Annotated in this window: 14 protein-coding genes; 11 read left to right on the top strand and 3 right to left on the bottom strand. The window is 65.7% G+C overall.

Annotated elements, in window-relative coordinates; translation table 11 throughout:
* The first annotated feature begins 14 nt into the window (after window positions 1-14).
* The 9 genes from pyrE to recO are packed head-to-tail and all read left to right on the top strand — an operon-like array spanning window position 15 to window position 6854.
* Complete coding sequence (gene pyrE / locus AC3WRC_RS09270) at window positions 15-599, top strand: orotate phosphoribosyltransferase (protein ID WP_055753633.1); 585 nt, start codon at window positions 15-17, stop codon at window positions 597-599.
* 4 nt (window positions 600-603) lie between these two features.
* Window positions 604-1344: a pyridoxine 5'-phosphate synthase gene (locus tag AC3WRC_RS09265; RefSeq protein ID WP_492303645.1), complete on the top strand. Its 741-nt coding sequence runs from the start codon at window positions 604-606 to the stop codon at window positions 1342-1344.
* Window positions 1341-1742, top strand: coding sequence for a holo-ACP synthase (gene acpS / locus AC3WRC_RS09260; RefSeq protein WP_055753631.1), 402 nt, complete (start codon window positions 1341-1343; stop codon window positions 1740-1742). The genes AC3WRC_RS09265 and acpS overlap by 4 nt, the downstream gene beginning before the upstream one ends.
* A 55-nt stretch (window positions 1743-1797) precedes the next feature.
* Window positions 1798-2691 carry a signal peptidase I gene (gene lepB / locus AC3WRC_RS09255; protein WP_492303644.1) on the top strand — a complete coding sequence of 298 codons (894 nt, stop codon included), beginning with the start codon at window positions 1798-1800 and terminating at the stop codon, window positions 2689-2691.
* Window positions 2691-3401, top strand: coding sequence for a ribonuclease III (rnc, locus tag AC3WRC_RS09250; protein ID WP_284877461.1), 711 nt, complete (start codon window positions 2691-2693; stop codon window positions 3399-3401). The genes lepB and rnc overlap by 1 nt, the downstream gene beginning before the upstream one ends.
* Window positions 3398-4345, top strand: a complete 948-nt coding sequence (gene era, locus AC3WRC_RS09245) for a GTPase Era (protein WP_017503839.1) — start codon at window positions 3398-3400, stop codon at window positions 4343-4345. Before rnc ends, era begins: the two co-directional genes overlap by 4 nt.
* A gap of 15 nt (window positions 4346-4360) precedes the next feature.
* Window positions 4361-5599: a serine hydrolase domain-containing protein gene (locus AC3WRC_RS09240; RefSeq protein ID WP_492303643.1), complete on the top strand. Its 1239-nt coding sequence runs from the start codon at window positions 4361-4363 to the stop codon at window positions 5597-5599.
* Between the two features lie 47 nt (window positions 5600-5646).
* Window positions 5647-6123: a nuclear transport factor 2 family protein gene (locus AC3WRC_RS09235; RefSeq protein WP_492303642.1), complete on the top strand. Its 477-nt coding sequence runs from the start codon at window positions 5647-5649 to the stop codon at window positions 6121-6123.
* Window positions 6123-6854: a DNA repair protein RecO gene (recO, locus tag AC3WRC_RS09230; RefSeq protein ID WP_492303641.1), complete on the top strand. Its 732-nt coding sequence runs from the start codon at window positions 6123-6125 to the stop codon at window positions 6852-6854. Before AC3WRC_RS09235 ends, recO begins: the two co-directional genes overlap by 1 nt.
* On the opposite strand, the gene AC3WRC_RS09225 is transcribed toward recO, so the two are convergent.
* Window positions 6851-8611: a cytochrome c biogenesis protein DipZ gene (locus AC3WRC_RS09225; protein ID WP_492303640.1), complete on the bottom strand. Its 1761-nt coding sequence runs from the start codon at window positions 8609-8611 to the stop codon at window positions 6851-6853. The two genes, recO and AC3WRC_RS09225, sit on opposite strands and share 4 nt — an antisense overlap.
* A 103-nt stretch (window positions 8612-8714) precedes the next feature.
* Here AC3WRC_RS09225 and parC point away from each other — a divergent pair, with 103 nt between their 5' ends.
* Window positions 8715-10916, top strand: a complete 2202-nt coding sequence (gene parC / locus AC3WRC_RS09220) for a DNA topoisomerase IV subunit A (RefSeq protein WP_492303639.1) — start codon at window positions 8715-8717, stop codon at window positions 10914-10916.
* 16 nt (window positions 10917-10932) lie between these two features.
* Here parC and AC3WRC_RS09215 read toward each other — a convergent pair whose 3' ends face one another.
* Window positions 10933-11670, bottom strand: a complete 738-nt coding sequence (locus AC3WRC_RS09215) for an arginyltransferase (RefSeq protein WP_492303638.1) — start codon at window positions 11668-11670, stop codon at window positions 10933-10935.
* A gap of 114 nt (window positions 11671-11784) precedes the next feature.
* Window positions 11785-12675 (bottom strand): flagellar motor protein MotB, encoded by an 891-nt coding sequence (locus AC3WRC_RS09210; RefSeq protein ID WP_492303637.1) that lies wholly within the window; start codon window positions 12673-12675, stop codon window positions 11785-11787.
* Window positions 12676-12791: 116 nt separating this feature from the next.
* Between AC3WRC_RS09210 and AC3WRC_RS09205 the strand changes: the two genes are divergently transcribed.
* Entirely contained in the window at window positions 12792-13652 is an 861-nt protein-coding gene (locus tag AC3WRC_RS09205; protein WP_492303636.1) for an NAD(P)-dependent oxidoreductase, read from the top strand.
* Window positions 13653-13655 lie beyond the last annotated feature (3 nt).

Below are 13655 nucleotides of genomic sequence, written 5' to 3'. Positions count from 1 at the left end.
TCTAGAACCCTGTCATGAACACTGAAGACGTCCTCAACGAGTTTCGCGACGCCGGCGCCCTGCGCGAAGGCCATTTCGTCCTGTCGTCGGGTCTGCACAGCCCGGTCTTCCTGCAGAAAAACCTGGTCTTCATGGACGGCGCGCGATGCGAGCGTTTGTGCAAGGCGCTGGCGGACAAGATCACGACCACGGTTGGCCCAGTCGATGTCGCCATCTCGCCGGCTGTGGGCGGCATCATCCCCGGTTACGAGACGGCCAAACACCTGAAGGTCCGTTCGATGTATGTCGAGCGCGAGGGCGGGGATTTCAAACTGCGTCGCGGCTTCTCGGTCGAGCCGGGCGAAAAGGTCGTCATGGTCGAAGACATCGTCACGACAGGCCTGTCGTCACGCGAATGCATCGCCGCGATCCAGGCCGCCGGGGGTGAGGTGATCGCCGCCGCCTGTATCGTCGACCGGTCGGGCGGCAAGGCGGATGTGGGTGTGCCGCTGATCGCCCTGGCGTCGCTGGACGTGCCCGCTTACCCAGCCGACGCTCTTCCGCCGGAATTGGCCGCGCTTCCGGTGGAAGATCCCGGCAGCCGCAGATTGTCGAAGTAGAGCCATGCGCGAACGGGTCAGGCTGGGCGTCAACATCGACCACGTCGCCACGGTGCGAAATGCGCGGGGAGGGACGCATCCCGATCCTGCGCGTGCGGCCGAGGCGGCGCTGGCGGCCGGAGCAGACGGAATCACCGCTCACCTGCGCGAAGACCGCCGCCACATCACCGACGCCGACATCGACGTGCTGAGCGCCCTATGCGCGCGAGCCGGCAAGCCGCTGAACCTGGAAATGGCGGTGACGGATGAGATGCTGACGATCGCTCTGCGCCACCGGCCGCACGCCGCCTGTCTGGTGCCCGAGCGGCGCGAGGAGGTTACGACCGAAGGCGGTCTGGCGGTCGCCGGTCACGAAGGCCGGATCGCGCCTTTGGTGAAGGCGCTGGCGGACGCCGGCATCCGGGTCTCGCTCTTCATCGAACCGACCGAAGCGCAGGTCGAGGCCGCCGCTGCCGTCGGCGCCCAGGTGATCGAGTTCCATACCGGCCGCTACTGCCACCTTATCGATCCCGGCGAGCGGGAGGTCGAGTTCGAACGCCTTGCCGCGGCCGCCGCCCAGGCCGACATCCTGGGGCTGGAAGTCCACGCGGGCCACGGGCTGGATTACGACACGGCTCCGCGCATGCTGGCGATCCCGGAAATCCGCGAGCTGAACATCGGCCATTTCCTGATCGGCGACTCGATCTTCATCGGCTTGGATGGCGCGATCCGACGGATGCGGGCCGCGATGGATGCGGCCAAATGATCATCGGCGTCGGCGCGGATCTGTCGGACATCCGTCGCATCCAGGCGTCTCTTGATAGGTTTGGAGATCGCTTCAAGACCCGCTGCTTCACCGAACTGGAACGCACCCGCTCGGACCGTAAGCCGGACCCGGCCTGGAGCTACGCCAAACGGTTCGCCGCCAAGGAGGCCTGCGCCAAGGCCTTGGGCACCGGCATGCGCGCCGATGTCTATTGGCGCGACATGGGGGTGGTGAACCTGCGTTCGGGTCAGCCGACGATGGCGCTGACCGGGCATGCGGCTGAGCATCTGGCGCGTCTGACGCCGCCCGGACACGAGGTGAAAATCCACCTGACGCTGAGCGACGAACATCCCTATGCGCTCGCCTTCGTGGTGATCGAAGCCTTGCCGCAGTCGTAATCAGGTTATAGGCGTGCGCGATGACCGCGCGGACGCGGCGAGGATGCCTGATCGCATGAGCGAAGACCAAAAGCCCGACGACGCCAATCGCGACGCCACGCCCGAAGAACGATTTGCGGCCTCGGAAGCGGACGCTCCGATCAAGTCGGTGCAGGAGCCCACGACGGCGAACCAGAAGGTCTACGCCAAGACGCCCAAGGGCGGCGACAAGGCAACCTCGGCGGCCAGCGAGACCGGCGAAATCTTCAAGACCATCGTCTTCGCCCTGCTGATCGCCATGGTGCTGCGGATCTTCCTGTTCCAGCCCTTCACCATTCCGTCGGCCTCGATGGAGCCCAACCTGTACGAAGGCGACTATATCGTCGTCTCGAAGTGGTCTTATGGCTTCTCCAAACACTCGATTCCGTTCAGCCCGCCGCTGTTCGACGGCCGGATCATGGGTTCGGCGCCCAAGCGCGGCGACATCGTCGTGTTCAAACTGCCGCGAGACAACAAGACGGACTTCATCAAGCGCGTGATCGGCCTGCCCGGCGACCGCATCCAGATGATCGCCAACAAGCTGTATATCAACGACAAGCCGGTGCAGGATGTCGTGGTCAGCGAGCAGGAGATCAACGACATCTTCGGCCCGCGCCCGGTGACGGAGGTCCGCGAGACCCTGCCGGAAGGCAAGAGCTTCATGACCCAGGACTTCGGTCCCGGAAACGACCTGGACGACACCCCCGTCTATGAGGTCCCGGCCGGTCACTACTTCATGATGGGCGACAACCGCGACAACTCGATCGACAGCCGTGTCGAACAGTCCAGCGGCGTGGGCATGGTCCCGGCCGAGAACCTGGTCGGCAAGGCGCAGATCATCCTGTTCTCGTGGAAGCCCGGTTCGTCGCTGTGGAACCCGGTCAGCTGGTTCAACGTGCGGCTCGACCGGTTCTTCAACGTTCTGCACTGATGGCCAATCTGAGAGCCGAAGCGGTCGCGGCGCTGGAAACGCGCCTGGGACACAGGTTCAACGACAAGGCCCTGCTGGAGCGCGCCCTGACACACGCCAGCGTGGGCGAGGGGGCGCCGGTCGGCATCCACGGTCCACGCGACAACGAGCGGCTGGAGTTTCTGGGCGACCGGGTGCTGGGTTTGCTGGTCGCCGAGCGCCTGTCGGCTCAGTTTCCGACGGCGGACGAGGGCCAGCTGTCGTCCAGCCTGCACGCCCTGGTCGACAAGGGCGCCTGCGCCCGCGTCGGTGAGGCGCTGGGCGTGGGGCCCGCGCTGCGGCTATCGCCCGGCGAGACCAAGACCGGCGGGCGCCGCAAGGCCGGCGTCATCGCCGATGCGGTCGAGGCCGTATTGGCGGCGGTCTATCTGGACGGCGGGCTGGATGCCGCCAAGGCCGTGTTCGAACGGGCCTGGTCCGACGAACTGTCGGCGCCGCCATCCCGCACCGTGACCAATCCGAAATCGGCGCTTCAGGAATGGGCGCAAGGGTTGGGGCGGCCGCTGCCGACCTATCGCGTCGCCGATCGGACGGGTTCGGACCATGCGCCGACATTCACCGTCGAAGTGTCCGTGCAGGACGTGCAGCCCTTGACCGCGCAAGGGCGTTCGCGTCAGGAGGCGGAGAAGGCGGCCGCAACGGCTCTCCTCAAACGTGAAGGCGTCATTTGACCGATATCGAAAACCAGCGCGCAGGCTTTGCCGCCATCATCGGCGCACCCAACGCCGGCAAGTCCACGCTGGTGAACCGGCTGACCGGATCCAAGGTCTCGATCGTCACGCAAAAGGTGCAGACGACGCGCTTTCCCGTGCGCGGCATCGCCATGGAAGGCGACGCCCAGATCGTGCTGGTGGACACGCCCGGCATCTTCACGCCGCGTCGTCGCCTGGACCGAGCCATGGTCGCTTCAGCCTGGGGCGGAGCAGAAGATGCGGACATCGTCGTTCACCTGATCGACGCCCAGTCGCACATCAACGCCGAAGGCCGAGAGGGCACGGCGGCCGATCGTCGCTCGGCCGAGGACACCGAGACCATCATCGCCAACCTGCAGGCCACCGGGACCAAGGTTGTTCTGGCGCTGAACAAGATCGACGGCATGCGCCGCGACACCCTGCTGGCGCTGTCGCAGAAGCTGTTCGAAAGCGGAGTTTACTCCGAGGTCTATATGATCTCGGCGGCCAATGGCGACGGCGTCGAGGACCTGAAGCAACGTCTGGCCCTGTCCATGCCCAAGGGGCCGTGGCTGTATCCCGAGGATCAGGCGGCCGACGTGCCGGTCCGGGTTCTCGCGGCCGAGATCACGCGCGAGAAGGTCTATCTGCGCGTCCATGAGGAGCTGCCCTATTCGGCGGCGGTGGAGACGACCAGTTTCGAGGATCGCGCCGACGGCTCGGCCCGGATCGAGCAGACCATCTATGTCGAGCGCGAGAGCCAACGGCCCATCGTCCTGGGCAAGGGCGGCCAGACGCTGAAATGGATCGGCCAGAAGGCGCGCGAGGAGCTGAACGAAATCCTCGGCCGTCAGGTGCACCTGTTCCTGACCGTCAAGGTCGATCCGAAATGGCAGGACAGCCGCGCCCTCTATGCCCAGTTCGGTCTGGATTTCGACGTCTGAGTTCCTGTGTTTGATGTGCCGCGTACCGCCGGGGGGCATCCTCGGCTCGTTCTGGGCGTCCTTGGGGCGCTGATCCTCGGCGGCGCGGTCTGGGGCGGCATCACCACGGCCGTGGCGCCCAAGACCGATGTGGAACTGGCGACCGAGCGCGCCGATGCACCGCCGCGACCACCCGCGGTTGTAGTTCAGGACTTGCCGCAGCTCGCGGCGCGCCTGGATCGCGAAGCTGCTTCAGGCCGCTTCATGGGCGCGGTTCTGGTGGCCAAGGGCGACAAGGTGTTGTTCCGCCAGGTCTATGGCAAGGCCAACTACGAGCAGGACCAGCCGTTGGCGCTGGGCTCGCGCTTCCGCCTGGCCTCGATCTCCAAACAGTTCACGGCGACGGCGATCCTGAAGCTTCAGGACGAGGGCAAGCTGAACGTCTCCGATCCGGTCTGCAAATGGATCCAGCCCTGTCCGCAGGCCTGGGCGCCGATCCGCATCAGCCACCTGCTGTCGCATACTTCCGGCATTCCCGACCTGATGGCGCGGCCCGGTTGGGGCATACGCCGCACGACGCCGGCGACGTTGGACGAACTGACCGAGGATTCGAAACGGTTCGGCCTTCAGTTCGAGCCGGGCGCCAAGGTTCAGTACGACAACGCCGGTTTCAATCTGGCCGCTGCCATCGTCGAAAAGGCCAGCGGCAAGCCCTTTCAGACCTATATGCGCGAGAACTTCTTCAAGCCTCTCGGCATGAAGGATAGCGGGCTTGATCTCGATGGCGGCGATCACGGCGTCATCATGGGCTATGCCAACTTCCCCGGCGGTCTAGCGGCCCAGCCGAACGCCAACACCTCTATCGTGGCGGGCGCCGGCGCGGTCTATTCGACGCTGGACGATCTGCTGGTCTGGCAGAGGGCGCTGCACCGCGGCGGCCTGCTGACCCCCGCCAGCTATCAGCAGATGCTGGCTGACCACGCGCCGGCCGACACCAAGCCGAACGAACGCAGCCATCCGCGTCGGGATTGGGGTTTCGGCATCTTCGCCAATCGCCTGGGCGATCAGGTGCGGCCCAGCTTCCAGGACCGCCAGATCTACCACACCGGCAGCTGGGGCGGATTCCGCAACCTGATGCTCTATCAGCCGGACGCCGACGTGACGGTGATTGTCCTGTCCAACAACTATCACCTGCGTGACCAGGTCTTCTTGATCAGCCAGCAGGCGATGGCCGAGGCCTTGGGCCACGAGTTTCCGACGACGCTGGCGCGCTGAGACATCCGACGGTTTTCCGGCGAGGAGAACAGGAGTAGAACGGAATTATGATCGCTCTTCTTGCCGCTCTCGTCTTTTCCGCTTCGTCCACTCAGGCTGCGGGCGATCCCGTCCTCGAGGCGGGCGCTGTTCTCGACCGAATGCACGCGGCGGCCTCGCATGCGGATAGCGACGCCTATTTCGATCTGTTCACGCCTGACGCCCGGTTCATCGGCACGGATGCGGCCGAGCGCTGGTCACTGGCTGAGTTTCGCGCCTACGCCACGCCCTATTTCTCACAAGGGAAAGGCTGGACCTATCGCCCGCATGACCGGGTGGCGACCCTGGCGCCGGGCGGTTGCCGCTGCATCGTCTGGTTCGATGAGTTGCTCGACAACGATGCCTATGGCCTGACGCGAGGCTCAGGCGTGCTGCGCCTGACCGACCATGGCTGGAAGATCGAGCAATATGTGCTCAGTTTCACCGTGCCGAACGACAAGGCCAAGAGCGTGGTCGGGCTGATCGCTCAGGATCCGGCGGACTGATGGACTTCCACGAAGAGGCGTTCGTCCTGTCGGCGCGCAGCCACGGCGATACGGGCGCCGTGGTCGATCTGCTGACCGAGAACCACGGCAGGCGTTCTGCCTATGTGGCGGGCGGCGCGTCACGCAAGATGAAGCCGTTCCTGCAGGCGGGCGCGCGGGTCATGGCCGATTACCGCGCCCGCACCTCGGATCACCTCGGCGCCGTGCGGCTGGAGCCGGTAGGCGAGGGGCCTAGCGCCCTGTTCGACGACGCCCTGGCCCTGACTGGACTGGCGGCGGCGGCAGGCGTGACACAAGGGGCGTTGCCCGAGCGTGAGCCGCATCCCGGCGTCTTTCTTGCGTTCGAGGCGCTGATGGCGGCGTTCGAGATGCCGGCGGTCTGGCCTGCGATCTTCGTGCGGTTCGAGGCCGGCCTCCTGGAAGATCTGGGCTTTGGTCTGGACCTGTCGAAATGCGCCGCGACCGGCACGGCCGACGACTTGATCTACGTCAGTCCCCGCACGGGCCGGGCCGTCAGTCGTGACGCCGGCGCACCCTATGCCGACAAGATGCTGACCCTGCCGCCCTTCATGCTGGGCGCCCAATCCGGTCTGATCGAGGGCGACGTCCGGGCCGGGTTCGACCTGACGGGGCATTTCCTGGAGCAGTTCGTTTTCCACCCACAGAACAAGCCCCTGCCGCCTGCGCGTGTGTGGATGCTGGACAAACTGGGCGACGCCGGCCGCCTCTAGCCGAAAGTGAAGGCGAAGACTTGAACGCCGGGATCCAGGAACTCAATCTCGAACGTCCGTTCGCGCACCGCGCCCGTTTGACGGACCAGTTGGTACAGCCGCTCGCCGTCGACCCGGCCAAGGCCCTGGGCGTCGATGTCGCTGCCGGCGTTGGCGCCCGGCGCCTCGCCATCGATCCGGACACGGAAGCGGACGGGTGCGCCCGGCTTGCTGGGCCCCATGACCAGATGGAGATCGCGCGCCTTGAAGCGGAAGGCGATACGGCCGCCAGCGGTCTGCAGGTCGGCATGCTCACGCGTCACACGCCAACGGCCCGACAGGCTCCAATCGTTCATTTTCAGCGGCGCGGCGACATAGTCCTTGATTACGTCGTTGGCCAGGCCGCCGGGAGAGCGGAAGTTCTCGGCGCGGCCATAGCCGACGTACGTCTCTGGCGATTCGACCTGGGCCATGTCGGCAGCGGCTTCTGCGCCCTCAGCCTGGACAGTGACGACGTTGCTGGCGACGTTCGCGGCGCCCGCTTCCTTCAGAAGTTGCTGGATCACGCGTTCGGAGCCCGCATAGTCCCCTTCGCCGAAATGGTGGTGACGGATCTGTCCTTTGGCGTCGATGAAGTAGTGGGCGGGCCAGTACTGGTTCTTGAACGCCCGCCAGATGGCGAACTCGTTGTCCATGGCGACCGGATAGTCGATGCCAAGGCGCTGGACGTTCTGGCGGACGTTGGCCTCGGATTTCTCAAAGGCGAACTCGGGCGTGTGCACGCCGATCACCACCAGACCCTGGTCCTTGTACTTCTCGGCCCAGGCGCGGACGTAGGGGATGGAGCGAATGCAGTTGATGCAGGAGTAGGTCCAGAAATCGACGACAACCACCTTGCCCCTTAGTTGTTCGGTCGTGAGCGGCGGGGTGTTGATCCAGGTCGTCGCCCCGGTCAGCGGCGGCATCACCCCTTCGACGGGCAGATTGGCCAGATCGGCCGGGGCCTGGTTCGTCGGCATGCCGCGCCCGATCCCGCCCAGCAGCGCCTGTTCGATCCGGCCCATGCTGGCGGCCGAAATCCGGGTCAGCAGTCCTGTATCCGCCCTCAGGCCGATGATGACCACGCCGATCAGCACCAGAACGCCCAGGCCGCGCCTTACCCATTCGCCGACGCCTAGCGCGCCCTTCATGGCCTTGAACACGCGACCGCCGACCAACAGGGCCAGACCCAGGGATGTCGCCGCGCCTGCTGCATAGGCCAGCAGCAGAACCGTCGTTCCGACTCCGGCGCCCTGAAGCGCTGCGCCCGTCAGGATCACACCCAGAATGGGTCCGGCGCACGGCGCCCAGAGCAGCCCTGTTGCGACGCCGAGCAGCAGGGACGAGCGCACGTCGCCCTGATCGCCGCCCTGGCGCTCGGCGCGATCGGTCAGCCAGGACCCCGCCGCCATGAACGGCCGCATCAGGCGATCGCCCATGGCCGGAAACAGCAGGCTGACGCCCAGCACCGCCATGACGGCCAAGGCGATCCAGCGCCCGACCTCATTGGCTCGAACCGCCCAGCCGCCGCCCAGCGCCGCCAGCGTCGCCACGCCCGCGAAGGTCACGGCCATCCCGACCAACAATGGCAGACCGTTGCGGATGAACGGCCGATCTGCCCGTGCGAAAACGAAGGGCAGAACCGGCAGGATGCAGGGACTGACGATGGTCAGAACGCCGGCGAGATAGGAGAGCAGGAACAGGATCATGGCGCGGCCTGACGAGAGTGTGTCACTCACATACGCACGGCGGAGCGGTTTGGTGACTCCCCAGCGCGCTTATCCGCCAATCTGGCGTCTTACGGGCTAGACTTCCCGCTTCCGATCCCCGATTCGCAGAGCCATGACGATCCACGCCCCGCCGCCGGAAGGCGGCCGCATCATTGACGAGCCGATGGAGACGGCGCTCAGCCGCCGCTATCTGGCCTACGCCCTGTCGACGATCACCAACCGCGCGCTGCCGGATGTGCGTGACGGGTTCAAGCCCGTGCACCGACGCATCCTCTACGCCATGCATCAGATGCGCCTGAACCCGCAGGCGGCGGCGCGCAAATGCGCCAAGGTCGTTGGCGAGGTGATGGGCGGATACCACCCCCACGGAGACGCCTCGATCTATGAGGCGTTGGTTCGCTTGGCTCAGGACTTCGCCCAGCGTTATCCGCTGGTCGATGGTCAGGGGAATTTCGGCAATATCGACGGCGATAGCGCGGCGGCCATGCGCTACACCGAGTGCAAGCTGACGCCGGCCGCGGTCCTGCTGCTGGACGGCATCGATCAGGACGCCGTCGATTTCCGGCCCACTTATGACGATCAGGACGAGGAGCCGATCGTCCTGCCGGCCGGCTTCCCGAATCTGCTGGCCAATGGATCGTCCGGCATCGCGGTCGGCATGGCCACCTCGATCCCGCCGCACAATGTTGGCGAACTGATCGACGCCTGCCAACTGCTGCTGGAGCGGCCGGACGCGACGACCGAAGACCTGGTCCAGCATGTGCCGGGTCCCGACTTCCCGACAGGCGGCGTTGCGGTCGAAGGCCATGCCTCCATCCTGGACGCCTATGAAACGGGCAGGGGCGGTGTGCGACTGCGCGCGCGCTGGGAGACCGAGGATCTGGGGCGCGGCGTTTGGCGGATCATCGTCACCGAAATGCCCTATCAGGTGCAGAAGTCGCGACTGATCGAGGCGCTGGCGGACCTGATCGAGCACAAGAAGGCGCCTCTGCTGGGCGATGTGCGCGACGAATCGGCCGAAGACATCCGCCTGATCCTGGAACCCAAGAACCGCACCATCGAGCCTGAAATGCTGATGGAAAGCCTGTTCAAGTTGTCCGATCTGGAGGTCCGCTTCCCGATCAACATGAACGTGCTGGACGCCAGCGGCACGCCGCGCGTCATGGGGCTCAAGGACTGCCTGCGCGCCTTCCTGGATCACCGGCGCGAGGTGCTGAACCGTCGTTCGCAATGGCGGATCGAGCGGGTCGAGAAACGTCTGCACCTGCTGGAAGGCCTGCGCATCGTCTTCCTCAACCTCGATGAGGTGATCCGTATCGTTCGCGAGGAGGAGCAGCCCAAGGCCGTCCTGATCGCCAGGTTCGGCCTTACGGAGGTTCAGGCCGACTTCATCCTCGACACCCGGCTGCGTCAGTTGGCGCGTTTGGAAGAGATGACGATTGAAAAGGAATTCAATGCGCTGTCGGAGGAACTTGCCAACCTGAAGGCGCTGACGTCGTCAGAAGGCAAGCAGTGGAAGGCGATCTCCAAGGAACTGGAGGCCGTGCGCAAGGCGCTCATCTCGCCGCGCCGGACGACAATCGCCGAGGCGGTGGATACGTCCGCCTTTGTCGCGCCCGAGGCGTTCATTCCGCGCGAGGCGATCACCGTCATACTGTCGGAACGCGGCTGGATCCGCGCCGCCAAGGGCAAGGTCGAGGATCCGTCGGAGCTGAAGTTCAAGGAAGGCGACCAACTCGCTTACCTCGTCCCGGCCTATACGACCGACAAGCTGCTGGTGGCGGCGTCGGATGGACGCATCTTCACCATCGGCGCGGACAAGCTGGCGTCCGGACGCGGCCATGGCGAGCCGCTGCGCCTGATGATCGATCTGGACGAAAAGGCCGAGATCATCAACGTCCTGGCTTATCAGCCGGGCGGCAAGCTGCTGATCGCGTCCAAGGCCGGATACGGCTTCATCGCACCGGAAGACGACACGCTGGCGCAGAAGCGCGGCGGCAAGCAGGTGCTTAACGGAGAAATGCTGGCGGTGCTGCGGGTGACCGGAGATCACGTTGCGACCATCGGCGAGAACATCAAGACTCTGATCTTCCCTCTTGCTGAACTGCCCGAGATGGGACGCGGCAAGGGCGTGAAGCTGCAAAGCTTCAAACAAGGCGGCCTCGCCGATATCACAGTCTTCAACGCCGAGAACGGGCCGGAATGGGCCGACGGCGGCGGACGTCGTCGCAACTGGCCCGACTGGAAAGACTGGCTGGGCAAACGCGCCGGCGCGGGTCGTCAGGGACCAAGAGGCCTACGTAAGTTCAGATAGGCGACCGAAAGGTCGCCTACTCGTCCAGCCGCGACCACCCCAACTTGCCGAGGGTTTCCATCGGACGGAAGTCGGCCTTGTAGTCCATCTTGGCCGAGCCCTGGACCCAATAGCCGAGATAGACGTACGGCAGGCCGACGATGGCGGCCTGGCGCACGTGATCCAGGATGGCGAACCGGCCCAGGCTGCGTCGCTCCATCGTCGGATCATAGAAGCTGTAGACCATCGACAGCCCGTCTTTCAGCAGGTCCGTCAGGGTCACGGCGACCAGATCGCCCGGTCCGCCGTCGCTGGAGGGCAGGCGGTATTCGATCAGATGGGTGCGCACGGCCGTATCCTCGACCATGGCGACGTAATCCAGCCAGCCCATGTCGCTCATGCCGCCGGTCGGATGGCGCGTGGTCAGGTAGCGGCGCAGAAGCTGGAACTGTTCGGTCGTCGCCTCCGCTTCGACCAGGTCGCGCGACAGGTCGGCGTTGCGGGCCAGCACCTTGCGCTGCGAACGGCTGAAGGCGAACTCCGGCACCGGCAGCCGCACCGAGACGCAGGCATCACACGCCTCGCAGGCCGGGCGGTAGGCGATGTTCTGGCTGCGACGAAAACCGGCCAGCGTCAATTCGTCATTGACGTGCGCGCCGTCCGAGAAGGGCAGGTTGGCGAAGACCTTGCGCTCCGTCTTGCCCGGCAGGTAGGGGCAGGGCGCGACCGAGGTCATGAAGAAGCGCAGTTGTCGGGTCGGTACGTGCTGGGTCACGGCCTCAGGTCCGCATCCGATCTTGCCAATATTGCGACGACACAACGCTCATCGCGCGATTTGGCGTCATCCGTGCTTCGGCTGCAAGCCTGTTCGCGTTGCAGCCGAGCAGCGTCACAGCGAGGTGTCCGACGGCAGGACCGGCGCCTCGCGCAACAGGACGATGGCGATGCGGCGGTTGCCGGCCAGGGTCGGATCGTCCGGATAGAGCGGGTCGGACCCCGCCTTGCCCGCCACCGAATAGACCCGGTCGGGATCGACGCCCGAACCTTGCAGCACCAGACGCGAACCGTTGGCGCGCTCGGACGACAGGGTCCAGTCCGCAGGGGCGCTGGCGCGGCTGGAACCGGGCGCGGCGCTGGTGTGTCCGGTTATGGAGATGCGGTTCGGCAACTGGTTGATCACCTTGGCCACGGCGCGCAGCAGCACCTGGGCGCGGGCGTTGGGGCGCGCAGAGTTGTTGTCGAACATCGACCGGCCTTCCTGATCGACCAACTGGATGCGCAGCCCCTCGGGCGTTTGGTCCACGATCAGCTGTTTCGACAGTTCGGCCAGTTCCGGCATCGACTGCATGGCTTGGCGCAGCGATTCGGCGGCGCTGGCGAACTCGGCGGCCTCGCGCTTCTGGATCTCGGCCTGGAGAGCCGAGTCGCTGGCGGACGACAGGCTGGAGCCCGTCTGATCGGTCGCGGGCGCCTCGGGCGCCAGTTCTTCCAGCACAGACTGCGAGCCGGCGCTCTTGACGTCATCGTCGCCCAGCGATGTGCCGCCCAGAATGCCGCCGGAACCCGACGTCGTCTCGGACACGCTGGCGGGCGCAAAATACTCGGCAATGCCGCGCTTCTGCTCCGGGTCGGTCGTGTTGATCAGCCACATCAGCAGGAAGAAGGCCATCATGGCGGTCACGAAGTCCGCATAGGCCACCTTCCACGCACCGCCGTGGTGGCCTCCGCCGGAGACCTTCTTGACCTTCTTGATGAGGATCGGACGATCGCTCACGGACATGGACGCGCACCCCGACGAATGGTGTCCCATTGTGGGCTGGCCAAGGTTAACCGGGCGTTGACCTTGAACCGCGGCGTGGCGCGGCCTAGTCCCACGGCAGGATCAAGGAGCCTGTCATGAAGATCGCATTCGCCGGCCTGGGCGTCATGGGCGCCCCGATGGCCCGTCATCTGGTCGAGGCGGGCCACGACGTGACCGGCTTCAATCGTACTGTGGCAAAGGCCCAGGCCTGGGCGGCGGCGATGGGAGGCAAAGCGGCGGCGACGGTGGCTGAGGCGGCGCGGGGCGTCGACCTGTTCATCCTGTGCGTCGGTAATGACGACGACGTGCGAGCCGTCGTGACCGAGGCCTTGCCGCATCTGTCGGAGGCCGCCGTGATCGTCGATCACACCACGACCTCGGCCAAGGTGGCGCGCGAAATGGCCGAACTGGCGAACGGGCAGGGCAGGTCGTTCATCGACGCGCCGGTGTCGGGCGGTCAGGCGGGCGCCGAGAACGGACAACTCAGCGTCATGGCCGGCGGGGATGCCGCCGCCCTGGCGAGGGTCGAGCCCGTGCTGAAGGCCTATTCCAAGGCCATCAAACATATGGGACCGGCCGGCTCGGGCCAACTGACCAAGATGGTCAACCAGATCGCCATCGCCGGCGTCGTCCAGGGCTTGGCCGAGGCCGTCCACTTCGCTCAGGTCGCGGGACTGAACACCGACGCCGCCTATGAGGCCGTGTCCAAGGGCGCCGCGCAAAGCTGGCAGATGGACAATCGCTGGAAGACGGCGGCCAAGGGCGAGTTCGACTTCGGCTTCGCCGTAGACTGGATGCGCAAGGACCTGGGTCTGGTGCTGGACGAGGCGCGCACGAACGGCGCGCGCCTGTCTCTGACGGCCCTGGTCGATCAGTTCTACGCCGAGGTTCAGGCCATGGGCGGAAACCGCTGGGACACCTCCAGCCTGGCCGCGCGACTGCAACCCCGCGACTGACGC

It is taken from the genome of Brevundimonas sp. EU05-FHT14B07, assembly GCF_058790795.1.
The sequence above is the reverse complement of the archived record's forward strand: the minus strand, read 5'-3'. Positions and strand labels throughout refer to the sequence as shown.